Source organism: Geodermatophilus siccatus, from assembly GCF_900103785.1.
In the GTDB taxonomy this organism is placed as follows: Bacteria; Actinomycetota; Actinomycetes; order Mycobacteriales; family Geodermatophilaceae; genus Geodermatophilus; species Geodermatophilus siccatus.
In genome coordinates this window covers 253031-276127 of record NZ_FNHE01000002.1, presented here as the reverse complement: position 1 = coordinate 276127, position 23097 = coordinate 253031, and the positions used below count along the sequence as shown (strand labels likewise).

Sequence of the window (23097 nt, the reverse complement as noted above, 5' to 3'; positions counted from 1 at the left end):
GTCAGGCGGGGTCGGTGCGGCAGGCGTACAGGAACGCCGGGGGCACGTTCCACGGCGTGATCTTCTGCTGCACCGACGGGAACCGGCGGCGCAGCTCGCGCAGGATCAGCGGCGAGTACTGGATCACCAGCAGCACGCCACCGGGCGCCAGCGCGACCGGCAGCAGGTCCAGCACCCGGCGGCGCAGCCCCGCCTCGAACGAGGTGTAGGGCAGCGCGGAGACCAGCACGTCGGCCCGCTTGCCGCCGAGGTGCACGTCGAGGTTCTCCGCCGAGTCGCAGACCACCTGCAGCCGGGGGTCGTCGTAGCGCTCCTCGAGCAGCGCGGCCAGGTCCGGGTCGATCTCCAGCGCCACCAGCCGGGCGTTCGGGCTCAGCCGGGCGAGGACCTCGCCGGTCTGCACCCCGGTGCCCGCGCCCAGCTCGACGACCAGGTCGGCTCGGCGGAGGTCGGCCAGGTCCAGCATGTCCCGTACCGCCCAGCGGGAGGTCGGCAGGACGGCGCCCACCTGACGGGGGTTGGCCAGGAAGGCGCGCAGGAAGCGGAACCGGTCGGTCAGGGTCTCTCTCATGCCGCCCTCCCGGGCCGCCCGGGCGGCGGCGACCCAGCCCCGACCCTGACACGCCCGTGCCGGGTCGGCGACCGCAGGGGGCCGCCCCGGCACCGGCAGCGCTAGATGTGCGGCTTGGGCAGGTAGGACAGCCGGGCCCGGCGGCGCAGGATGACCTTGCGCGTGCCGTCGGCGTGCAGCTGCAGCCGGGCGAGTTCCCAGCCACCGGTGTCCGCCTGCAGGCTCAGCATGGTCGCCGCTGCGGACCGGGACGTACCCGGCGGGATCCGCAGCGGCGCGAACTCGTAATCCCCGGCGACCGCCTCCATCTGGCCGATTGTGCCCGCCGGACGCCCGCTGGTCACGTGACCGTCACCTCCCGGACTGCCCCGGCCCCGGGCCGGGCGGCAGGATGGGGCCGACCCCATCCCCGACGACACGGAGGACGACGTGACCGCTCCCGGCAACGACGTGCCCGACGCCGACCGCGCCGAGCAGGAGGCCCCGCTCGACCCGCCGGTCGTCGCCCTCGCCGGTGACGCCACCCCGCCGGGTGAGGGCGTTCCCGAGGCCGACGCCCTCGAGCAGCAGCTGGCCGCCCGCCCGGGCGAGGCCGGCAGCCCGCTGCGCCCGGTCGGCGACCGCGAGGCCGACCCCGCCGACGTCCTCGAGCAGGAGGCCGACGTCCCCGTCGACGACGACGACATCCCGCTGTAGGCCCGCGGCACGGGCCCGCCGGTGCGCCGCGGGCCCGGGTCTCAGGGGAGCAGCAGGCCGGTGAGCGCCTGTGTGGCAGCGGCCGTGCCGGTCGGCGTCGGCAGGGGCGCCTGGAACGGCGTCTCCTGGCGGCACACGGTGCCCGCGGCCGGCAGCACACCGTCGATCAGGTAGGCCTCGGTGCTGCTGTCGATGCAGGCGGACTTGCCGCCGTGGGCGGTGTGGCCGTCGCCCTCCATCGTGAGCAGCCGCGCGTTGCCCAGGTCCGCGACCAGGCGGACCGCCCCCGAGTACGGCGTGGCCGGGTCGTAGGTGGTGCCGATGACGAGCGGGGTCGCCGAGGACTCCGGCACCTCGAACGGCCCGCCGAACGCGTCCTCGTCGTGGGCCGGCCACAGCGCGTAGTTGATCTCGGCGTACCCGCTGTTGAACCAGAAGTGGGGGAAGGACGCCCAGGACTCCGCGCCGCGGTCGAGGTAGACCTCGAGGTCGCCCTGCGGATAGCGCTGCTCGGACGCGCCGATGGTGAAGTAGCGGTCGGTCGAGGCGGCGTCGGCGTGGACCACCTGGTCGAGGAGCGCGCGGACCGTCGACCCGTCCCCGGCCGCGGCCTCTGCGAGCGCGGCGCCCAGCAGGCCCCAGTTCCGCTTGGCGTAGAGCAGCTGCGAGGTGACGATCCGGATGTCGTCGGCGGTGACCGGCCGCGGGTCGGCGGGGTAGGCGTCGGCCGGGATGGGCCTGGCCTCGGTCGCGGCCAGCAGCTGGTCGTAGGCCAGGAGGGGGTCGGCGCCGCCGAACCCGGAGCAGGCCACCTGGTCGACCGCGCAGGCCTCGGTGAAGCGCGCGAGCGCCGTCTCGAACCCGGCGGTCTGCGTGGCGATCCCGCTGAGCGGGTCGTTGACGTACTCGTCGGCGTCCAGGGCGCCGTCGAGGACCATCGCCCGGTGGTCGTCGGGGAAGAGGCTGGCGTAGGTGGCGCCGAGGAAGGTCCCGTAGGAGTAGCCCAGGTACGTCAGCTGCTCGTCGCCGACGGCGGCGCGCAGGGCGTCCATGTCGCGGGCGACGTTGGCCGTCGAGACGTGCTCGAGGATCTCGCCGTTGTTCGACAGGCACGCGTCGACGTAGCCCTGCACCTTGGCGACGTAGGCGTCGACGTCGATGTCCAGCGGGCTCGGTACCGGCGTCGAGTAGATGCTCTGCGTCTCGGGGTCGACCTGGCAGTCGATCGACGGCGTGCTGGGCGCGGCCCCGCGCGGGGCGAAGGCCACGATGTCGAAGCGCGCGTTGAGGTCGGCGAACCGGCCGGCGCCGGCCTGCTGCAGGTAGGTCACGAACTGGCCGCCGGGGCCGCCGGGGTTGACGAACAGCGAGCCGATGCGGTTGGCCGGGTCGGTGGCCGCGACGCGCGCGACGGCGATCTGCACCCGCTCACCGCCCGCCTCGTCGTAGTCCATCGGGAGGTCGGCGGTGGCGCACTCCACCCCGGCCGCGGTCGCCTCGGCCGTCGTCCCGCAGGGCGCCCACGCCAGCAGCGGCACCGGCGTGGTGGGCGGCTCGGCGGCCGGGCCCTGCGCCGATGCGCCGGGTACCTGGCCGGCCAGGACCAGGGCGGTCAGCGTGCTGACGACGACAGCAGCGCGGCGGGTGTTCATGCGAACTCCTCCAGGGCGGGCGGGCGCGGCCCGGAGGAGTCCGCCGGGGGCCCGGTCATGCGGCACCCGGTGACGGCCTCGTGACACGCGTCGGGACAGACCATGCCGTCTCGCTGTGCGAGCCGGGAACGCAGGATGGTGCCGACGCCCGGCGGCGGGTCGGCTCCCCGCCGGACGCCGCCCCCACCTGGGAGCTCAGCGCAGCCATGCGGTGACCGGGGGGCCGAGGACCAGCTGGGTGGCCGTGGCGGCTCCCACCGGCACCGGGGCGGGCGCGGTGAACGGGACCGTCTGCGGGCACACCGTCCCCGGTGCAGGCAGCGTGCCGGCGACCAGGTAGGCCTCGGTGGTGCTGTCGATGCAGGGGGACTTGCCGCCGTAGGCGGTGTGGCCGTCGCCCTCCATCGTGAGCAGCCGTGCGTTGCCCTGGTCCGCGACCAGGCTCACCGCATCTGCGTAGGGCGTCGCGGGGTCGTAGGTGGTGCCGATGACGAGCGGGGTCGGCGAGGAGGCCGGGACGTCGAACGGCCCGGCGAAGGCGTCCTCGTCGCGTGCCGGCCACAGCGCGTAGGGGATCTCGGCGTACCCGCTGGTGAACCAGAAGTGGGGGAAGGACGCCCAGGACTCCGCGCCCCGGTCGAGGTAGACGTCGAGGTCCCCCTGCGGGTAGCGCTGCTCGGATGCGGTGATGGCGAAGAACTGGTCGCCCGACGCGCCGTCGGCGTGGACCAGCTGGTGGAGCAGGGACCGCACGGGGGAGCCGTTCCCTGCCGCCGCCTCGGCCAGGGCGGCGCCGAGCTGGCCCCACAGCTCCTTGCCGTAGAGCAGGTTCAGCGTCAGGACGCGGATGTCGTCGGCGGTGACCGGGCGCGGGTCGGGCGGATAGCCGTCGGCGGGGATGGGGGACTCCTCGGCCGCGGCCAGCAGCTGGTCGTACGCCAGGTAGGGGTCGGCGCCGCCGAAGCCGGAGCAGGCCACCTGGTCGACCGCACACGCCTCGGTGAAGCGGGCGAGGGCGGTCTCGAACGCCGCGGTCTGCACGGCCCTCGTGCTGAGCGGGTCGTTGATGTACTCGTCGGGGTCGACCGCGCCGTCGAGCACCATGGCCCGGTAGTTGTCGGGGAAGAGGCTGGCGTACGTCGCACCGAGGAAGGTCCCGTAGGAGAACCCGAGGTAGGTGAGCTGCTCGTCACCCACCGCGGCGCGGAGGGCGTCCATGTCCCGCGCGACGTTCGCGGTCGAGAGGTGCTCGAGGATCTCGCCGTTGCTCGCCAGGCACGCGTCGACGTAGGTCTGCGCCTCGGCGACGTAGGCGTCGACGTCGATGTCGAGCGGCGTGGGGAACTGCGGGGACTGCTGGTCCTGCACCTGCTGGTCGCTCTGGCACGCGACCGCCGGGGTGCTCTGCCCGACGCCTCGCGGGTCGAACCCGACGATGTCGAAGCGCTGGTTCAGCGCCGCGAACACGCCCGGGCCGACGGCCTGGAGTGCGTCCACCGCGGAGCCGCCGGGGCCGCCGAGGTTGAAGAACAGCGACCCGATCCGGTCGGCCGGGTCGGTGGCCGGGACGCGCGCGACGGCGATCTGCACCCGCTCACCGTCCGGCTCGTCGTAGTCCATGGGGAGGTCGGCGGTGGCGCACTCCACCCCGGCCGCGGTCGCCTCGGCCGTCGTCCCGCACCCGGCCCAGGCCAGTGGCGCGACCGGGCTCGCGGGGAGCTCGCCGGTGGGGCTCTCCGCTCCCGCGACCCCCGTCCCCGCTCCGAGGACCAGGACGGTCAGCGTGGTGACGGCAGCGGCGCGACGGGGTGCGCTCACGGCGGCTCCTGAGGCAGGGGCGGCCGGTGGGCGCCCGGGACCGCCATGCAACACCCGCGGGCGCGTGGGGGACAAGGCACCTGAACGGGACCATTCCGTAACGGCCCGGCGCGTCGCCCGCGGCACTCCGGAGAGCTGCCGTCCCCCGGTCGGTCAGGTTAGGCTTCCCTAACCGACCGCGACCCGAGGGAGCCCCGTGACGTCGAGCCCCGCAGCGCCCGTCCTCCGCGCCGACGCCGCCGAGCGCGCCCGGACCGTCGGCGCCCGCAGCTCCGCCGCGCTGTGCGTGCGCGGGTTGGACGCCGGCCGCCCGCTGGCGCACGCCACGACCACCACGGGGACGACCCACGTGCTGGTGCCGACCGGCGGGGAGGTCGACGCCGCGCTCGCCGGCCACGACGACCTCACCGCCGTCCTGATGGTCAGCGACCGGGCGCCGGTGCCGCTGCGGGACCCGCTGCGCGCCCAGCTGTGGCTCTCCGGCTGGCTCACGCCGGTGCGCCCGGCCGCCATGCGCGCGGCGGTGCTCGCCTTCGCCGAGACCCGGCCGGTGGGGTCGCTGCTCGACGTGGGCCGGGGCGCCACGCTGCTGCGGCTGGACGTCGCCGAGGTCGTGCTGCGGGAGGGCGGGCGCTGCACCGAGGTCGGCCCGCAGGCCTACGCGCAGGCCCGTCCCGACCCGCTGGCCGCCGTCGAGGCGCGGGTGCTGCAGCACCTCGACCGCGACCACCCCGAGGTGCTCGACCTGCTGCGCAGCCGCATCCCGGCCGGCGACCTCGGACCGCGGGACGTCGTCCGCCCGCTCGGGCTGGACCGCTTCGGCTTCCGGCTGCGCATCGAGCGCGCGGCCGGCACGCGTGACCTCCGGGTGCCGTTCTCCCGGCCGCTGACCTGCCCGGGCCAGCTGCAGGCCGCCACCCGTCAGCTCGTCTGCGCCGCCCGGGCGGCCCGGCGCTAGTCGCCCGCGTTCTCGGCCAGCAGCCGGGCCAGCCGGGTGCGGCGCGGCCGGACGTCGACCTGGCTCACCGCGCGGGCCAGCGCGGCCCCGGAGGCGTGCACGACCGACAGGTGCCGCTGGGCGCGGGTCAGCGCGGTGTACACGAGCGGCCGCGACAGCATGCCGCCGGCCTCCGGCGGCAGGACGACGACCACGCCGGGCCACTCCGAGCCCTGCGCGCGGTGCACCGTGATCGCCCAGCCGTGCCGCAGGTCGCTCATCGCCGACCCGGTCACGGTCACCGGCCCGGAGGCGAAGTCCACGTCGAGCGTGCCGTCACCGGTGCCGGTGACCACCCCGACCTCGCCGTTGGCGAACCCGATCGGCTCCAGGTCGAGGTGGTTGGCGGTGGCCACCACCCGGTCGCCGACGTCGAAACCCCACACCGTGCCCTCACCCGGGTTGAGCCTCGCCTTGAGCGCCTTGTTGAGCTCGATCGTCCCGGCCGGGCCGCGGTGCACCGGCGTGACCACCTGCACGGTCGCCGGGTCGATCCCCAACGCCCGCGGGATCGAGTCGGTGACCAGCTGCACCACCCGCTTGGCGGCCTCCGCGCTGCCCGACGCCGGGACGACCACCACCTCGCGGTCGGGGGAGTCCACCGGCGGCAGCTGACCGGCCCGGACGGCGTTGGCCAGCCGGGCGATCGCCCCGCCCTCGGCCTGCCGGTAGAGGGTGGTCAGCTCGGTGACCGGCACGGCCCCGGAGTCGATGAGGTCTCCCAGCACGTGTCCCGGGCCGATCGAGGGCAGCTGCGCCGGGTCGCCGACGAGCAGCAGGTGGGTGCCGTCCGGGCAGGCCTCCAGCAGGGCGGCGGTGAGCTCGACGTCGAGCATCGAGGCCTCGTCGACCACGACGACGTCGGCGTCGAGGGGCCACTCCTCGTTGCGGGCGAACCCGCCGGAGGTGCCCTGCGCGCCCAGCAGCCGGTGCACGGTGACGGCCGGGTGGTCGGTGAGCTCCTCGAGCCGCTTGGCCGCCCGGCCGGTGGGCGCGGCGAGCGCGACCTCGGTGCCCTTGGACCGCAGCAGCGTCACCACGGCGGCCACCGTGCGGCTCTTGCCGGTGCCCGGGCCGCCGGTCAGCAGCGAGACGCCGGCGCCGAGGACCTGCGCCACGGCCTGCTTCTGCGCGTCGTCCAGCCCCTTGGCCACCGAGCGGACGGCGGCGGGGTCGGCGATCCGCTCGGCGGTGGCGGCCAGCCGGGCCACGTTCTCCGCGACCGCCTCCTCGGCCATCCCGTAGCGGGCCAGCGAGAGCGTGCGCAGCGCCGGATCGGGCTCGGGCAGCTCGTCGAGGTCCGCGTCCTCGTCGTGTTCCGGCTCCGGGGGCTCGTGCTCGAGCACCTCGCCGGACTCGACGGCGGCGATGATCGCCGCGGCCGGGTCGGCGACCCCCTCGGCGCGCAGCGCGGCGACCACCAGGTCGGCGGGGAGCACGGTGTGCCCGTCGCGGGTCGCCGTCCGCAGGGTCTGGGCGACGATCGCGCGGCCGCGCCGGGAGTCCTGCCTGTCGGCCCCGGGCAGGACGGCGATGGCCAGCCGGTCGGCGTCGCCGAGGGTGACCCCGGTCAGGCCGAGCAGCGCCCACGGGTCGTCGCGCAGCCGGCGGGCGGCGTCGTTGCCCAGCGCGTCGGCTGCGGTCGAGGCGAGCTTGGCGTCCAGGCCCGCGCCGACCAGCAGCGCCACGACCTCGTAGGTCGGCTGCGCGGACAGGAAGCTCGAGAACAACCGCTCGGCCCGCTGCCGGCCCACGCGGGGCAGCGCGAGCAGCCGGTCGGCGGTGACGTCGTCCGGGGAGGTGATCCCGGCGGCCGGCAGCTCGGCGGCCGCCCGCTTGCCCAGGCCCGGCCACAGGCCCGCGGCGCAGAAGGCGGCGAAGACCGGGTCGGTCGTCGTGGTCGGAGCCGCGCTCACCTGTCGTACCTCCGCTCGGGGTAGCCGAAGTAGGGCGCCGAGACGTCCTCGAGCGCGGTGCGGATCGCCGCGGGCAGCCGCACCGCCTCGGCGTCCAGCGAGGACTGCAGCTGCGCGGCGGTGCGCGCGCCCACCACCGGTGCGGTGACCCCGGGGCGGTCGCGCACCCAGGCCAGCGCCACCGCCAGCGGCGTGGTGCCCAGGCCCTCCGCGGCGGTGACCACGGCCTCCACGATCCGGTCGGCCGTCGCCGAGCGCAGCCCGTCGATGAAGCCCTGCCACTGGGGCGAGGCACCCCGCGACCCGTCCGGCGCGCCCTGCCGGTACTTGCCGGTCAGCAGCCCACGACCCAGCGGCGACCAGGCCAGCACACCCAGGCCCAGCGCCTCGGCCGCGGGCACCACCTCGCGCTCGACACCGCGCTGCAGCAGCGAGTACTCCACCTGGGTGCTCACCAGCGGCACGCGGCCGGGCCAGGCCCGCTGCCAGGTGACCGCCTGCGCGGTCTGCCAGCCGGTGAAGTTGCTGATGCCGACGTAGCGCACCCGCCCCGAGGAGACGGCGGTGTCGCAGGCGGCGAGGGTCTCCTCCAGCGGGGTGGTCTCGTCCCAGGTGTGCAGCTGCCACAGGTCGACGTGATCGGTGCCCAGGCGCGCCAGCGAGGCGTCGAGGGCGGCGAGCAGGTGGCCCCGGGACGCGCCGCGGCCCATCGGCCCCGGCGTGGTGCGCCCGACCGCCTTGGTGGCGACCAGCACATCGGAGCGGGGGACGACGTCGGCCAGCAGCCGGCCCAGGAGGCGCTCGCTCTCCCCGTCGCAGTAGATGTCGGCGGTGTCGACCAGCGTGCCGCCGGCGTCGACGAAGGCCGCCAGCTGCATCGCGGCCTCGTCCTCGTCGGTGTCCCGGCCCCAGGTCATGGTGCCCAGTGCCAGGCGCGAGACCACCAGGCCGCTGCGCCCGAGTGCGCGTTGCTCCACGGGAGGCCAACCTACCGGCGGCTCCGGACGGGTCCCGGGGACCGCGGTGGTCCCTGCGTGCCGCGCGGGGCGCGGGCCGGGCGCGGCCTAGGGTGGCCTCCCGTGCTCCTGCTGACCAGCCCGCCCCGGCGCCCGTCCCCGCCCACCCTCCCGACCGCTCGCGGCCGACGGGGGTACGGCGGGCGATGAGCTGGATCGAGGCCGTCGTCCTGGGGCTGGTGCAGGGCCTGACGGAGTTCCTGCCCATCTCCTCCAGCGCGCACCTGCGGGTGGTGGGGGAGGCCTTCGGCTGGGGTGACCCGGGCGCGGCGTTCACCGCCATCACCCAGATCGGCACCGAGGCCGCGGTGCTGCTCTACTTCCGCCGCGACATCGGCCGGATCATCAGCGCCTGGGTCCGCTCGCTGGGCGACCGCAGGATGCGCAGCGACCCCGACGCCCGCATGGGCTGGCTGATCATCGTGGGCACGCTGCCGATCGGGATCCTGGGCCTGCTGTTCCAGGACCGCATCGAGACGACCTTCCGCGACCTGCGCATCGTCGCGATCGCGCTGGTCGCCTTCTCGCTGGTCCTCTACTGGGCCGACCGGGTGGGCCGCAAGAAGCGCGAGCTGGACCAGCTGACCGTCGGGCACGGCATCGCCTTCGGGTTCGCCCAGGCCATGGCGCTGGTACCCGGCGTCTCCCGCTCGGGCGGCACGATCACCATGGGCCTGTTCCTCGGCTACTCGCGGGCCGCCGCGGCGCGGTACTCGTTCCTGCTCGCCGTCCCCGCCGTCCTGGCCTCGGGCTTCTTCCAGGTGTACGAGGCGCTGACCGGCGGCGTCGCGGGGGAGGCGGTCTCCTGGGGGCCGACGATCGTGGCCACGGCGCTGGCCTTCGGCGTGGGCCTGGCGGTCATCGCCTGGCTGCTGCGCTACCTGGACCGCGGCAGCTTCACGCCGTTCGTCGTCTACCGGGTGCTGCTCGGGCTGCTCATCCTCGCCCTCGTCGGCGCCGGGGTCCTCGCCCCGCAGTGACGCGGGCGAGCGGGGACGGGTCGTGCGCCCGGCTGCGCCCCGCGACCAGCACCAGGGTCGGCGTGGTCAGCCGGGCGAGCCGCTCCGTGACGGACGGCGGGTCCGGACGATCGGCGCCGACGCGAACTCGGTCGAGCCCCGGACGAAGGCCTCCAGCCGGGTCGGGTCCAGCGCGCGCCCGCGGGTCTCCCAGGCCAGGAAGCGCCCCACCCGACGCCTTCCTCGACGACATGGTCGTCGCGCTCGCCGCGGCGGGGGAGCGCTGAGCCCTCCCGCCGGGGCCCGGGCCGAGCGTGCGAGGCGTGGGCGGAGGGCGGTCCTTCTAGGCTCGGGCGTCGTGACCACCGTGATCCTGCTGCGGCACGGCCGCACGACGGCCAACGCCGGCGGCGTGCTCGCCGGCTGGACCCCGGGCGTGCAGCTCGACGAGACCGGCGAGCAGCAGGTGAGGGCGGTGGGGGAGCGGCTGGCACCGGTGCCCCTGGCCGCCGTCGTCAGCAGCCCGCTGGAGCGCTGCCGGCAGACCGCCGGCGCCGTCCTCCCCGGGCGCGACCTGGAGGTGGCCCTCGACGACCGGCTCGGCGAGGCCCGCTACGGCGACTGGACCGGCCGCCCGCTCAAGGAGCTGGTCAAGGAGCCGCTGTGGAAGGTCGTGCAGCAGCACCCGTCGGCCGCGGTCTTCCCCGGCCCGGAGGGGGAGGGCCTGGCGCAGACGCAGGCCCGCGCGGTGGCCGCCGTCCGCGAGTGGAACGCCCGGCTCGGGCCGGACGCGGTCTGGCTGGCCTGCAGCCACGGCGACGTCATCAAGGCCGTGCTCGCCGACGCGCTGGGGCTGCACCTCGACCAGTTCCAGCGGATCGTCGTCGACCCGGCGTCCGTCTCGGTGGTCACCTACACCGACACCCGCCCGTTCGTGGTGCGCGTGAACGACACCGGCGGGGACGTCGCCGCCCTCATCCCGCCCAGGAAGAAGGGACGGCGCCGCCGCAAGGCCGACTCCGACGCCGTCGTCGGGGGAGGCGCGGGCGCGACCGTCTGACCTCGCCGCCTGGCTCGCCCACCGCGCCCGCCCGCGTAACCTGATGCCGTGCCGCGCCAGCTGTTCCTCTTCGACCGCCCGTCCCGGTTCGTCGCCGGCACGGTGGGCCAGCCCGGCGACCGCACCTTCTACCTGCAGGCCGCCGACGCCTCGGGCCGCGTGGTGAGCGTGGCGCTGGAGAAGGCGCAGGTGCAGGTGCTCGCCGACCGGATGAACGAGCTGCTCGACGAGGTCGCCACCCGGCCGGGCACCGTCGTCCCGCCGGACGCCGAGGTCGACGACCTCGAGCCGCTCACCGCCCCGGTCGACGAGGAGTTCCGGGTCGCGGCCATGGGCCTGGCGTGGGACGGCGAGTCGCAGGCCGTCGTCGTCGAGGCCGTGGCCGCCGGCGACGAGCCGGTCGAGGAGGACGTCATCCTCTCCGACAGCGAGGAGGGCCCCGACGCGCTCCGGGTGACCATCACGCCGGCCGCCGCCCGCGCGTTCGTCGTCCGGGCCCGCCGGGTCGTGGCCGCCGGCCGCCCGGCCTGCCCGCTGTGCTCGCTCCCGCTGGACCCCGCCGGGCACGTGTGCCCGCGGCAGAACGGCTACCGCCGCTGAGCGCCATCCGGCCGCCCCGATGACCGAGCGCCCCGCCGACCCGGCCGCGGGTCTGCGCGCCCCGGCCGACGACGCCGAGGCGCGCGCCCTGCTGCTCACCGGCGAGATTGACCTCGAGGGCCGGATGCTCGACGCGAGCAACGTCACGCTGGTCGGCTACGTCCGCACCGGCGAGCTCGAGGCCGAGTGCGTCTACAAGCCGGTGGCCGGCGAGCGGCCGCTGTGGGACTTCCCCGACGGCACCCTCGCCGGGCGCGAGGTGTCCGCGGCGCTGGTCAGCGAGGCGACCGGCTGGCGGGTCGTGCCGCCGACCGTGCTGCGCGACGGGCCGTTCGGTCCGGGCATGGTGCAGCTGTGGGTGGACGGCGACCCCGACGTCGACCTCGCCGCCTTCGTCCGCTCCGACGACCCCGGCCTGCGGCGCATGGCGGTCTTCGACGCCGTCGTCAACAACGCCGACCGCAAGGGCGGGCACATCATCCCGACCTCCGACGGGCACGTGTACGGCGTCGACCACGGCATCTGCTTCTCCGTCGACCCCAAGCTGCGCACCCTGCTGTGGCGCTGGGCCGGGCAGCCGCTGCCGGCCGAGGCGGTCGAGGCGCTGGAGAAGCTCACCGGCGACCTGATGGGCGACCTCGGCGACCAGCTGCACGAGCACCTGACCCGTCGCGAGGTGCGGCGCACCCAGCAGCGGGTCGCCGAGCTGCTGCGCACCGGCCGGCACCCCCAGCCCAGCGGCGACTGGCCCGCGCTGCCCTGGCCGCCGTTCTGAGCGACCTGTCGGCCTACCGGCCGACACCGCGGCCAAGAGCCGTACCCCTGCTGCGCGGAGCCCGTCCCGGTCCTCGTCGGGGAGCCTCCGGCCCCCACTCCTCGGACCGCCCCGCGGCCAGGAGCCGTACCCCTGCTGCGCGGAGCCCGTCCCGGTCCTCGTCGGGGAGCCTCCGGCCCCCACTCCTCGGACCGCCTCGCGGGGCGCCTCACCTGCCCCTGCGGCACCATCTCCCCGTGCCGCACCGCAGCCGACTGGCCGTCCTCATGCTCGACCTGCCGCCCGAGCTGCACGACGCCGGGCGGGCCTTCTGGTCCGGCGCCACCGGTCACCCGGTCGAACCGGACCGGCTGGACGACAACTGGTCGTCGCTGGGCTCGTTCGCCGGCGGCTTCCACCTCGAGGTCCAGCGCACGGGGACCGGGACGCCGCCCCGCTGGCACGTCGACGTCGAGACCGACGACGTCGAGGCGGAGGTGGCCCGGCTGGAGGCCCTGGGGGCGCGGCGGATCGCGGACATGGGCGGCTTCTGGCAGATGAAGGACCCCGCCGGGATGGTCTTCGACGTCGTCGGCGTCCAGACCGGGGAGGACTTCGAGCGGAACGCCACCACCTGGCCCTGAGCCGGGGCGCTACTCCAGGCGCACCAGGTCGATCATCGCGGCGGCCTGCAGCCCGTCGCCGTCCACCGTGAGCACCTCCAGCGGCACCCGCCGCCAGACGGCGAGCAGCAGGTCGCCCGCGGTGCCGGTGAGCCGGGCGATCGGCACCGGCCGGGAGCCGGGGAACAGCACCCGCTCGACGCCGACGTCCACGGCGTGCAGGACGACGGGGTGCGCGCCCTCCGGCGGGCCGTCCGGCAGCGCGCCGGGGACCATCACCTCCAGCCACTCGTCGAGTCCGTCCAGGCCGACGTCGGTCGGGATCGGGCGGACGTCGCCGAGCACCTGCTCGACGTCGGCGGTGTGCACCACCGCCTCCATGACCTGCCGGCGCAGCACGAAGGCGACGTCCTGCCGCGGCGCCCAGGTCCACACCCGCTCGGCCGGGTCGGCGCCGTCGAGCACCGTCTCCAGCTCCGCCGACTGGGCGAGGCCGAAGCCGAGCAGCTCGTCGTCCGGGTGCCGGACCGGTGGGGTGTAGGTCCCGGGGTCGGTGGCGCGGGTGCGCACCACCCACGCCCAGAAGTGCTGCACCACGGCGAGGTGCCAGACCAGGTCGGCGAGCGTCCACCCGGGGCAGCCGGGCACCGGTGCCTGCCAGCCCCGGGCCAGCACCGCCTCGGCGGCGGCGTCGGCGAAGCGGGCGTCGGTCTTCTGCAGGACCGGCAGGTACTCGTCGAGCTCCACGGTTCCTCCTCCGCAGCGGCGGCGCCGCCCCTCGACAGGATGAGGGCCGACCGGGCGCATCGGTAGCCGCATCTAGGCTCGGTGCGTGCTCGCCTGGCCCGCCCCGCTCCTCCCGACCCTCCCGGGCACCGGTCCGGTCCTCAAGCTGCACGACACCGCGCGCGGCGAGGTGGTCGCCACCTCGCCGGACACGACGGCGCGGATGTACGTCTGCGGCATCACCCCCTACGACGCCACGCACCTCGGTCACGCCGCCACCTACCTGGCCTTCGACCTGGTCAACCGGGTGTGGCGGGACGCCGGCCACGCCGTGCACTACGTGCAGAACGTCACCGACATCGACGACCCGCTGCTCGAGCGGGCCGAGCGGGACGGCGAGGACTGGGTCGTGCTCGGCATGCGCGAGACCGCGCTGTTCCGGGAGGACATGACCGCGCTGCGCGTGCTGCCGCCCGACGACTACGTCGGCGCGGTCGAGTCGGTGCCGCGCATCGTCGCCCACGTGGAGACGCTGCTCGACGAGGGCCTGGCCTACGTGCTCGACGACGGCACCGGCGACGTCTACCACGACGTCGCGCAGGCGCCCGGCTTCGGCAGCGAGTCCGGCTACGACGAGGCGACCATGCTGCGGTACTCCGCCGAGCGCGGCGGCGACCCCGACCGCCCCGGCAAGCGCAACCGGCTGGACCCCATGCTGTGGCGCGGCGAGCGGCCGGGGGAGCCCTCCTGGCCCGGCCCCCGCGGCATCGCCGGGCGCCCCGGCTGGCACATCGAGTGCGCCACGATCGCGCTGGAGACGATCGGGATGGGCTTCGACGTCCAGGGCGGCGGCAGCGACCTGGTCTTCCCGCACCACGAGTTCTCCGCGGTCCACGCCGAGGCGCTCACGGCGACGGTGACCGGGGAGAAGGTGCCCTTCGCCCGGGCCTACGTGCACGCGGCCATGATCGGCCTGGACGGCGAGAAGATGAGCAAGAGCCGGGGCAACCTGGTCTTCGTCTCCAAGCTGCGCGGCGAGGGCGTCGACCCGATGGCCGTCCGCCTGGCGCTGCTGGCCGGGCACTACCGCACCGACCGCGCCTGGACGCCGGACCTGCTGGCCACCGCCGAGCAGCGGCTGGACACCTGGCGGCGCGCCGTGGCCCGCGACGCCGGCGCCCCGGCCGCCCCGGTGCTGCACGGGCTGCGCGAGCGGCTCGCCGACGACCTCGACAGCCCCGCCGCGATCGCGCTGGTCGACGAGTGGGCCGCGCGGACGCTGGCCACCGGGCCGGACGACGACCCCGACGACGGCGCCCCGCGGGTCGTGGCCGACGCGGTCGACGCGCTGCTCGGCATCGCCCTGGACCCCGCGATGGACGGCCCCGCGTCCCGGTCGCGCTGATGGGCGGGGGGTGCTTCCGCCTGGTCGACCGGGCGGCCCGGGAGCGCGAGGAGCAGGCCCTGGCGCCGGCGGCCACGCGTTCGACGGCCACCCGCGGCCGCGCCGTCCCCGAGCCCGAGGACCCCCTGCGGACCGCCTTCGAGCGCGACCGCGACCGGATCCTGCACGCCAAGGCCTTCCGCCGGCTCAAGCACAAGACGCAGGTGTTCCTCAACCCCGACGGCGACCACTTCGTCACCCGGCTGACCCACACGCTGCAGGTCACCCAGGTCGCCCGCTCGCTGGCCCGCGCGCTGGGGCTCAACGAGGCCCTCGCCGAGGCCATCGCGCTCGGCCACGACCTGGGCCACTCGCCGTTCGGCCACATCGGCGAGGACGCGCTGGAGCCCTACGTCCCCGGCGGGTGGCACCACGCCGCCCAGGGCGTGCGCATCGTCGAGGTGCTCGAGCACCTGAACCTCACCTGGGAGGTCCGCGACGGCATCCGGGCGCACAGTTGGAAGATCACGCCGCCGCCGACCACCCGCGAGGCGGAGTGCGTGCGCTACGCCGACCGCATCGGCTACCTGTCCCACGACGCGCTGGACGCCGTCCGCGCCGGGGTGCTGCAGGTCGGCGACCTCCCGGCCCGGGCGCGCGCCGTCTTCGGCGAGCCGGGCAGCCGGATGGTCGGCGCGATGATCGACGCCGTCGTCGCCGGGTCGCTCGCCGACGGGGGAGTGGTGGTCATGGCGCCCGAGCCGCTGGAGGCCATGCACGAGCTGCGGGCCTTCATGTTCGAGCGGGTGTACGCCTCGGAGACCGCGGCGGGGCAGAAGCAGCTGGCCATCGACGTCACCCGCCGGCTCGTCGACCACCACCTGGCCCACCCCGAGCTCATCCCGGCGACCTACCGCGACACCTCGGCCGACCCGGTCACCCAGGTCGTCGACTACGTGTCCGGGATGACCGACCGGTACGCGCTGTCCACGCACGACCGGCTCTTCGACGCCGACGCGACGACCCGGATGCGCCCGCTGCTGCGCTGACCGCGGTCCTCCGGACCGCACCGCGGCCGGACCACCTGCGGACGACAACCGTTATCCCCAACTGCGCCGCCAGATCGAGGAGCACGCCGCCAGGTCGAGGAACTCGTGGCGATCAAGCCCTGATGACCACGGGGTCGTCGATCCCGTCGACCGCAGCGTGGCCCCGGGAATCCGCCGCGAGCGGGGGCGCAGGGGTCCGTGCTCAGTTGGGGGAGGAGCCCCGCCGGCGCAGGTAGCGCTCGAACTCGCGGGCGATCTGGTCGCCGTTGGCCTGGGAGAGGTCGTCCTCGGTGGCCCGCTCCTCGAGCGAGCGCACGTACTCGACCACCTCGGCGTCCTCGTTCGCCATCTCGTCGACGGTCTTGACCCACTCGTCCGCCTGCTGCGGCAGGGCGCCCAGCGGCACCGTCAGCTCTAGGACCTCCTCCACCCGCCGCAGCAGCGCGACCGTCGCCCGGGGGGACGGCGGCTGCGACACGTAGTGCGGGACGGCGGCCCAGAAGCTGATCGCCGGCAGCCCGGCCTGCACGCAGGCGTCCTGGAAGACGCCGAGGATGCCGGTGGGCCCCTCGTAGCGGGAGGTCTCCAGCCCCCACCTCTCGGCCGACTCGGCGTCGTAGGCCGAGCCGGTGACCGGGGTCGGCCGGGTGTGCGGGGTGTCGGAGAGCAGGGCGCCGAGGCCGACCACGGTGCGCGCGTCGAGCTCCTGGCACAGCTCGATCAGCTCCTCGCAGAAGCTGCGCCAGCGCATGTTGGGCTCGATGCCGCGGATCAGGACGACGTCCCGGCCGGAGTCCGGCGGGCGGGCCACCGAGATGCGCGTGGTGGGCCACTCGATCCGGCGGCTGATCCCGCCGATGAGCGAGACGGTGGGCCGGTTGACCTGGAAGTCGTAGTAGTCCTCGGGGTCGAGCGCGGCGAGCGGGGTGGCGTCCCAGATGAGCTCGAGGTGCTCCAGCGCCCCGGTGGCGGCGTCCCCGGCGTCGTTCCAGCCCTCGAAGGCGACGACCACCACCGGGTCGTTCAGCCGGGGCAGGTCCTCAGGGGTGGACTTCGGGTCGATCACCCCTGCGAGCCTACGTCGATCGCGCTCCCCGGCCGTGGTGCTCGGCCGTGCGGCGGGGCCGGCGTCCCCCGCGCGGGCGACCGGCCCACCCCGGCGGGCGGCTACCCTGGCTCGGTGCAGTCCCGCAACGTGTCGCCCGACCTCCGCCCGGACGCGACCGCGGAGCTCACGGCCGTGCTCCGGCAGCGCATCCTCGTGCTCGACGGCGCCATGGGGACGGCGATCCAGCGCGACCGGCCCGACGAGGCCGGCTACCGCGGCGAGCGCTTCGCCGACTGGCACACCGACGTCCAGGGCAACAACGACCTGCTGGTGCTCACGCAGCCCGAGCTGATCGCGGGGATCCACCGCGAGTACCTCGAGGCCGGTGCGGACGTCATCGAGACCAACACGTTCAACGGCACGGCGATCTCGCTGCGCGACTACGCCATGTCCGACCTGGCGTACGAGATCAACGTGGCGGCCGCGCGGCTGGCCCGCCGCGAGGCCGACGCGATGACCGCGCGCACGCCGGACAGGCCGCGCTACGTCGCCGGGGCGCTCGGCCCGACGAGCCGGACGGCGTCCATCTCCCCGGACGTCAACGACCCGGGCGCCCGCAACGTCACCTTCGACGAGCTCGCCCTCGCCTACCTGGAGCAGGCCGACGGCCTGGTCGACGGCGGGGTCGACGTCCTGCTGATCGAGACGGTCTTCGACACGCTCAACGCCAAGGCGGCGATCTTCGCGCTGGAGACGCTGTTCGAGCAGCGCGGCCGGCGCTGGCCGGTGATGGTGTCGGGCACCATCACCGACGCGTCGGGCCGCACGCTCTCGGGCCAGGTCACCGAGGCGTTCTGGCACTCGATCCGGCACGTCCGCCCGCTGCTGGTGGGCCTCAACTGCGCCCTGGGTGCCGCGGAGATGCGGCCCTACCTGGCCGAGCTCTCGCGGGTCGCCGACACCTACGTCTCCTGCTACCCGAACGCCGGCCTGCCCAACGCCTTCGGCGAGTACGACGAGTCGCCGGAGGAGACCGCGGCCGTCCTCGCCGAGTTCGCCGCCGCCGGCTTCCTGAACATGGTCGGCGGCTGCTGCGGGACCACCCCCGCGCACGTCGCCGCGGTCGCCGCCACCGTGCAGGGCCGTGCCCCGCGGACGCCGCCGCGGGTGCGCCCCGCACTGCGGCTGTCCGGGCTCGAGCCGCTGACCGTCGACGAGGACTCGCTGTTCGTCAACGTCGGCGAGCGCACGAACATCACCGGCTCGGCCCGCTTCCGCAACCTCATCCGCGCCGGCGACTACGCCACCGCGCTGGCCGTCGCCCGCCAGCAGGTGGAGGCCGGCGCGCAGGTCATCGACGTCAACATGGACGAGGGGATGATCGACGGCGTCGAGGCGATGGACCGCTTCCTCAAGCTGGTCGCCGCCGAGCCCGACATCTGCCGCGTCCCGGTGATGGTGGACTCCTCCAAGTGGGAGGTCATCGAGGCCGGCCTGAAGTGCGTGCAGGGCAAGTCGATCGTCAACTCCATCTCCCTCAAGGCGGGGGAGGAGGAGTTCGTCCGGCACGCGCGGCTGTGCCGCAAGCACGGCGCCGCCGTCGTCGTCATGGCCTTCGACGAGCAGGGCCAGGCCGACTCGCTGCAGCGGCGGCAGGAGATCTGCCGGCGGGCCTACGACATCCTCGTCGAGCAGGTCGGCTTCCCGGCCGAGGACGTCATCTTCGACCCCAACGTCTTCGCCGTCGCCACCGGCATCGAGGAGCACGCCCGCTACGGGCTGGACTTCATCGAGGCCACCCGCTGGATCAAGCAGAACCTGCCCGGCGCGCTGGTCTCCGGCGGCGTCTCGAACGTCTCGTTCTCCTTCCGCGGCAACAACCGCGTGCGCGAGGCCATCCACGCGGTGTTCCTGTTCCACGCCGTCGCCGCCGGCATGGACATGGGCATCGTCAACGCCGGCGCCCTCGAGGTCTACGACGAGGTGCCCGAGCGGCTGCGCGAGCGGATCGAGGACGTCGTCCTGGCCCGCCGCCCCGACGCCACCGAGCGGCTGCTGGAGATCGCCGCCGAGTACGCCGGGGACGGCGCCGCGAAGGAGGCGGCCGGCGAGGAGTGGCGCGCCCTGCCGGTGGAGGAGCGCATCACCCACGCCCTGGTGAAGGGCATCGACGGGTTCGTCGAGGCCGACACCGAGGAGCTGCGGGCGCAGATCGCCGCGCGCGGCGGCCGGCCGATCGAGGTCATCGAGGGCCCGCTCATGGGCGGCATGAACGTCGTCGGCGACCTGTTCGGCGCCGGCAAGATGTTCCTGCCCCAGGTGGTGAAGTCCGCCCGCGTGATGAAGAAGGCCGTCGCCTACCTGGTGCCCTTCATCGAGGCGGAGAAGCAGCCCGGCGACGCCGAGCGCAGCAACGGCAAGGTCGTCATGGCCACCGTGAAGGGCGACGTCCACGACATCGGCAAGAACATCGTCGGCGTCGTCCTGCAGTGCAACAACTACGACGTCGTCGACCTCGGCGTCATGGTGCCGGCCCAGCGGGTCCTCGACACCGCCAAGCAGGAGGGCGCCGACGTCATCGGCCTGTCCGGGCTGATCACGCCGTCGCTGGACGAGATGAGCACCCTGGCCGCCGAGATGGAGCGGCAGGGCTTCGACATCCCGCTGCTCATCGGCGGGGCGACGACGTCGCGCGCGCACACCGCGGTCAAGGTGGCGCCGCGCTACCACGGGCCGGTCATCTGGGTGAAGGACGCGTCCCGGTCGGTGCCGGTCGTGGCCGCGCTGCTGTCCAACGAGCAGCGGCCCAAGCTGCTGGCCGACGTCGAGACCGAGTACGCCGGCCTGCGGGAGCGGCACGCCGCCCGGCAGGACACCCGCGCGCTGCTGCCGCTGGAGGCCGCCCGCGCCGCCGCGCCGGCGCTCGACTGGTCCTCCTACGCCCCGCCGCGGCCGCGGATGCTGCTGCAGCAGGCCCGTGACATCTGCTCGGGTGCGGCCTGCGACCACCGGCAGGGGGCCACGCAGTTCACCCGCGTCCTCGACGACTACCCGCTGGAGGAGCTGCGCCGGTACATCGACTGGCAGCCGTTCTTCAACGCCTGGGAGATGCGCGGCCGGTTCCCCGACATCCTGCACAACCCGGCGACCGGCGAGGCCGCGCGGCGGCTGTACGAGGACGCGCAGGAGATGCTCGACCGGATCGTCGGGGAGCGGTGGCTGCAGGCCCGGGGCGTGTTCGGCCTGTTCCCGGCCAACCGGGTGGACGGCGAGGACATCGAGGTCTACACCGACGAGTCGCGCACCGCCGTCCGGGCGACGCTGCACCAGCTGCGCCAGCAGACCGAGGGCCGTGACGGCTCGCCGCGCACGTCCCTGGCCGACTTCGTCGCGCCCAGGGAGACCGGGCTGCGCGACCACGTCGGGGCGTTCGCCGTCACCGCCGGCATCGGCGCGGCCGAGCGGGTCACGGCGTTCAAGGCCGCGAACGACGACTACAGCGCGATCATGCTCGAGGCGCTGGCCGACCGCCTGGCCGAGGCGTTCGCCGAGCGGCTGCACGAGCGCGTGCGCCGGGAGTTCTGGGGCTACGCCGCCGACGAGCACCTCGACAACGACGCGCTGATCGCCGAGCGGTACCGCGGCATCCGCCCGGCGCCGGGCTACCCGGCCTGCCCGGAGCACACCGAGAAGCGCACCATCTGGGAGCTGCTCGACGTCGAGGCGACCACCGGCATCACGCTCACCGAGAGCATGGCCATGTGGCCCGGCGCCGCCGTCAGCGGCCTCTACTTCGCCCATCCGCAGTCGCGCTACTTCGTCCTGGGGCGGCTCGGCCGCGACCAGGTCGAGGACTACGCGCGGCGCAAGGGCTGGACGCTGGCCGAGGCCGAGCGTTGGCTCTCACCGAACCTGGGGTACCGCACCGACGATGAGTGAGCACACCGGTCTGCGGGCGCTGCTGTTCGACATGGACGGCACGCTCGTGGAGACCGAGCAGCACTGGGGTGCGGCGATGTTCGCCCTCGCCCGCCGGCTGGGCGGGGAGATGTCGGCGGAGGCGCGCGAGCGGACCGTCGGCACCAGCATGGCGACGGCGCTGGGGATCCTGTACGCCGACGTCGGGGTGACCCGCACCGAGATCGAGGCCCGCGCCGACGCCCGCTGGATCGAGGACACCGTCGCCGAGCTGCTGACCGGCCCGCTCACCTGGCGGCCCGGGGCCCGCGAGCTGCTGCTGGAGGCCCGGCACGCCGCGCTGCCGACGGCGCTGGTGACCACCACGCCGCGGCGGCTGGCCGGCGTGGTGCTCGCGAAGGTGGACCGTGACCTCGACGGGCTGCCCGCCTTCGACGTCACGGTCTGCGGCGACGAGGTGCCCGCCCGCAAACCCGACCCGGCGCCCTACCGCCAGGCGATGGCCGCCCTGGAGGTGGCCGCCGCCGGGTGCGTGGCCGTGGAGGACTCGCTGTCCGGGGCCACCGCGGGGCTCGCCGCGGGCGCCGCCGTGCTGGGGGTGCCGTCGCTGCAGCCGCTGCCGGAGCTGCCGGGGCTGGTGCTGCGCGACACGCTCGCCGGGGTGCGGCTGGCCGACCTGGCCGAGGTGCTGGCCGTCCGCGACGCCGTGGACGCCCGCGCCTAGAGCGGCACCTCGCGGCCGCGGGAGACGACGACGCGGGGCCGTCGCAGGGCGGTCACGTCGGCCCGGACGTCGCCGTCGGTGACCAGGAGGTCGGCGTCGTACCCGGCCGCCAGCCGCCCCGTGCGGCCGCCCAGCCCGCAGGCGCGGGCCGCCCGGGCCGTCGCCGCGGTCAGCGCGTCCTCCAGCGGCACCCCGCAGGGCCCCACCAGGTCGGCCACCGCGTACGCCACCTGACCGTGCCGCTTGGTGGGGCCGATGCCGGCGTCGGTGCCGGCCAGCAGGCTGACGCCGGCCCGGTGCAGGTCCGCCACGTGCAGCAGGTGCTGCTCGATCGTCACGCCGACCGCGGCCATCCGCGCCTGCACGTGCGGCGGCGGGTCGACGCCCGGCAGGGAGCCCACGGTCGGGCAGACCAGTGGGCCGGCCGCGAGCGCGGCGGCCAGCGCGAGTGGCAGGGAGGGGCCGGAGCCGGTCAGGCAGCTGCAGTGCTCGATGCCGTCGACGCCGGCCGCGACGCTGCGTTCGACCGCCGGCAGACCGTGCGCGTGCGCGGTCACCGGCAGGCCGAGCCGGTGCGCCTCGTCGACCAGCGCCTGCAGCTCCTCGAGGGTGAACTGGCACGCGGTGAGGTCGGTGCCGGGGGTGAGCACGCCCCCGCTGGCCATGACCTTGACCACGCCGGCGCCCCGCTCGGCCCGCTCCCGCGCCGCCCGGCGCAGCGCCTCGACGCCGGACGTCTCGCCGCCCATCGACCAGCAGTGCCCGCCGGGTGAGGTGATCGGCGGCCCGGCGGCGACGACGGTCGGCCGCACGCCGTCGCGCCCGGCGCGCTCGAGGACGGTCCAGCGGTGGTCGCCGAGGTCGCGGACGGCGGTGACGCCCGCCCGCAGCGTCTCCTGCTCGGCGGCGGTGACGACGGCGTCGAGCTCCGCGGGGTCCAGCTCGGGGACCTGCTCCAGCGCCCGCGGGCCGCCGTCCCCGCAGAGGTGGACGTGGGTGTCGACCAGCCCGGGCAGCAGCGTGCCGTCGGGGAGGTCGGTGACCGCGCAGCCCTCGGGAGCCGGCGCGGTGGCGGGCTCGACGCCCACGATGGTGCCGCCCTCGACCAGCACCAGCGCCCCGCGGTCGAGGAAACGCTCGCCGTCGAAGGCCCGCGGCGCCCGGTAACCGCGCATGGGCGATGCTCCCGCGGTCCGGCGCGACCGGTCCAGCGGGTCAGGGACGGGCGTCGCCGTCCAGGTACCGCTCGTCGGTGCGTGCCGCGGCCTGCAGCCCGGCGGCCTCGTAGGAGGGGAACGCCTCCGGGTCGTCGGCGGACGACTGCAGCTCGTCGCAGCCGGCGGCCTCGCCGTGCGCTCGGGCTGCGGCGAGCAGGGCCCGGCCCACGCCGGCCCGGCGCGCGCCCGCGTCCACGACGACGTTCGCGACCAGCAGGTACGGCCGGTCGGCGCGGGCGGCGTCGGCCGGCACCGTGAGGTCCGCGGTGCCGACGACCGCGTCGCCGAGCCCGGCGAGCAGCACCGTCCGCCGTGGCGTGGCGAGTGTCGCGCCCCAGGCGGCCTCGACGCGGCGTCAGCCCGCAGGCC

21 protein-coding genes and 1 pseudogene are annotated in these 23097 nt (G+C 75.4%); 11 read left to right on the top strand and 11 right to left on the bottom strand.

Features of this window, described 5'->3' with window-relative positions:
- Position 1: 1 nt before the first annotated feature.
- Complete coding sequence (locus tag BLS21_RS04585; RefSeq protein WP_091214425.1) at positions 2–571, bottom strand: class I SAM-dependent methyltransferase; 570 nt, start codon at positions 569–571, stop codon at positions 2–4.
- 101 nt (positions 572–672) lie between these two features.
- On the bottom strand, positions 673–915 hold the full coding sequence (locus BLS21_RS04580; RefSeq protein ID WP_245700059.1) for a DUF5703 family protein: 243 nt from the start codon (positions 913–915) through the stop codon (positions 673–675).
- Positions 916–1000: 85 nt separating this feature from the next.
- On the opposite strand from BLS21_RS04580, the gene BLS21_RS04575 reads away from it, so the two are divergent.
- A complete protein-coding gene (locus BLS21_RS04575; protein WP_091214419.1) occupies positions 1001–1267 on the top strand; it encodes a hypothetical protein in 267 nt (88 codons plus the stop codon).
- A gap of 41 nt (positions 1268–1308) precedes the next feature.
- Here the strand turns inward: BLS21_RS04575 and BLS21_RS04570 are convergent, their stop codons facing one another.
- Positions 1309–2919, bottom strand: coding sequence for an alpha/beta fold hydrolase (locus BLS21_RS04570; RefSeq protein ID WP_091214417.1), 1611 nt, complete (start codon positions 2917–2919; stop codon positions 1309–1311).
- A 195-nt stretch (positions 2920–3114) separates the two neighbouring features.
- Complete coding sequence (locus BLS21_RS04565) at positions 3115–4737, bottom strand: alpha/beta hydrolase (RefSeq protein ID WP_091214413.1); 1623 nt, start codon at positions 4735–4737, stop codon at positions 3115–3117.
- Between the two features lie 196 nt (positions 4738–4933).
- Between BLS21_RS04565 and BLS21_RS04560 the strand changes: the two genes are divergently transcribed.
- Positions 4934–5695, top strand: a complete 762-nt coding sequence (locus tag BLS21_RS04560) for a DUF2470 domain-containing protein (protein WP_091214410.1) — start codon at positions 4934–4936, stop codon at positions 5693–5695.
- Here the strand turns inward: BLS21_RS04560 and BLS21_RS04555 are convergent.
- Together BLS21_RS04555 and BLS21_RS04550 are read right to left on the bottom strand one after the other, a co-directional pair.
- Complete coding sequence (locus BLS21_RS04555; protein WP_091214408.1) at positions 5692–7650, bottom strand: AAA family ATPase; 1959 nt, start codon at positions 7648–7650, stop codon at positions 5692–5694. The genes BLS21_RS04560 and BLS21_RS04555 overlap by 4 nt on opposite strands.
- A complete protein-coding gene (locus BLS21_RS04550) occupies positions 7647–8627 on the bottom strand; it encodes an aldo/keto reductase (protein ID WP_091214405.1) in 981 nt (326 codons plus the stop codon). The genes BLS21_RS04555 and BLS21_RS04550 overlap by 4 nt, the downstream gene beginning before the upstream one ends.
- A 185-nt stretch (positions 8628–8812) precedes the next feature.
- Here BLS21_RS04550 and BLS21_RS04545 point away from each other — a divergent pair, with 185 nt between their 5' ends.
- The gene (locus tag BLS21_RS04545; RefSeq protein WP_091214403.1) at positions 8813–9646 is read left to right on the top strand and encodes an undecaprenyl-diphosphate phosphatase; all 834 of its coding nucleotides are present in this window, start codon (positions 8813–8815) and stop codon (positions 9644–9646) included.
- 66 nt (positions 9647–9712) lie between these two features.
- On the opposite strand, the gene BLS21_RS24980 is transcribed toward BLS21_RS04545, so the two are convergent.
- Positions 9713–9856, bottom strand: a complete 144-nt coding sequence (locus BLS21_RS24980) for a hypothetical protein (protein WP_175479416.1) — start codon at positions 9854–9856, stop codon at positions 9713–9715.
- A 127-nt stretch (positions 9857–9983) separates the two neighbouring features.
- Between BLS21_RS24980 and BLS21_RS04540 the strand changes: the two genes are divergently transcribed.
- From BLS21_RS04540 to BLS21_RS04525, 4 genes are all read left to right on the top strand, one after another.
- Complete coding sequence (locus BLS21_RS04540) at positions 9984–10685, top strand: histidine phosphatase family protein (protein WP_091214400.1); 702 nt, start codon at positions 9984–9986, stop codon at positions 10683–10685.
- A gap of 48 nt (positions 10686–10733) precedes the next feature.
- On the top strand, positions 10734–11285 hold the full coding sequence (locus BLS21_RS04535; protein ID WP_091214397.1) for a DUF3090 family protein: 552 nt from the start codon (positions 10734–10736) through the stop codon (positions 11283–11285).
- A gap of 19 nt (positions 11286–11304) precedes the next feature.
- The gene (locus BLS21_RS04530) at positions 11305–12060 is read left to right on the top strand and encodes an SCO1664 family protein (RefSeq protein ID WP_091214394.1); all 756 of its coding nucleotides are present in this window, start codon (positions 11305–11307) and stop codon (positions 12058–12060) included.
- A gap of 236 nt (positions 12061–12296) precedes the next feature.
- On the top strand, positions 12297–12683 hold the full coding sequence (locus BLS21_RS04525) for a VOC family protein (RefSeq protein WP_091214392.1): 387 nt from the start codon (positions 12297–12299) through the stop codon (positions 12681–12683).
- Positions 12684–12692: 9 nt separating this feature from the next.
- Here the strand turns inward: BLS21_RS04525 and BLS21_RS04520 are convergent, their stop codons facing one another.
- Entirely contained in the window at positions 12693–13409 is a 717-nt protein-coding gene (locus BLS21_RS04520) for a maleylpyruvate isomerase family mycothiol-dependent enzyme (protein ID WP_091214389.1), read from the bottom strand.
- Between the two features lie 85 nt (positions 13410–13494).
- On the opposite strand from BLS21_RS04520, the gene mshC reads away from it, so the two are divergent.
- A complete protein-coding gene (gene mshC / locus BLS21_RS04515; protein WP_091214386.1) occupies positions 13495–14793 on the top strand; it encodes a cysteine--1-D-myo-inosityl 2-amino-2-deoxy-alpha-D-glucopyranoside ligase in 1299 nt (432 codons plus the stop codon).
- Complete coding sequence (locus BLS21_RS04510; RefSeq protein WP_091214383.1) at positions 14793–15821, top strand: HD domain-containing protein; 1029 nt, start codon at positions 14793–14795, stop codon at positions 15819–15821. Before mshC ends, BLS21_RS04510 begins: the two co-directional genes overlap by 1 nt.
- A gap of 202 nt (positions 15822–16023) precedes the next feature.
- Here the strand turns inward: BLS21_RS04510 and BLS21_RS04505 are convergent, their stop codons facing one another.
- A complete protein-coding gene (locus tag BLS21_RS04505) occupies positions 16024–16887 on the bottom strand; it encodes a PAC2 family protein (protein ID WP_091214380.1) in 864 nt (287 codons plus the stop codon).
- 114 nt (positions 16888–17001) lie between these two features.
- Between BLS21_RS04505 and metH the strand changes: the two genes are divergently transcribed.
- Together metH and BLS21_RS04495 are read left to right on the top strand one after the other, a co-directional pair.
- Positions 17002–20808, top strand: coding sequence for a methionine synthase (gene metH / locus BLS21_RS04500; protein ID WP_091214378.1), 3807 nt, complete (start codon positions 17002–17004; stop codon positions 20806–20808).
- A complete protein-coding gene (locus tag BLS21_RS04495) occupies positions 20801–21511 on the top strand; it encodes an HAD family hydrolase (protein ID WP_091214375.1) in 711 nt (236 codons plus the stop codon). Before metH ends, BLS21_RS04495 begins: the two co-directional genes overlap by 8 nt.
- Here BLS21_RS04495 and BLS21_RS04490 read toward each other — a convergent pair.
- Positions 21508–22686: an amidohydrolase family protein gene (locus BLS21_RS04490; RefSeq protein ID WP_091214372.1), complete on the bottom strand. Its 1179-nt coding sequence runs from the start codon at positions 22684–22686 to the stop codon at positions 21508–21510. The genes BLS21_RS04495 and BLS21_RS04490 overlap by 4 nt on opposite strands.
- A 40-nt stretch (positions 22687–22726) precedes the next feature.
- A pseudogene (locus BLS21_RS04485) lies at positions 22727–23038 on the bottom strand (GNAT family N-acetyltransferase); the annotation flags it as partial.
- Between the last annotated feature and the right edge of the window lie 59 nt (positions 23039–23097).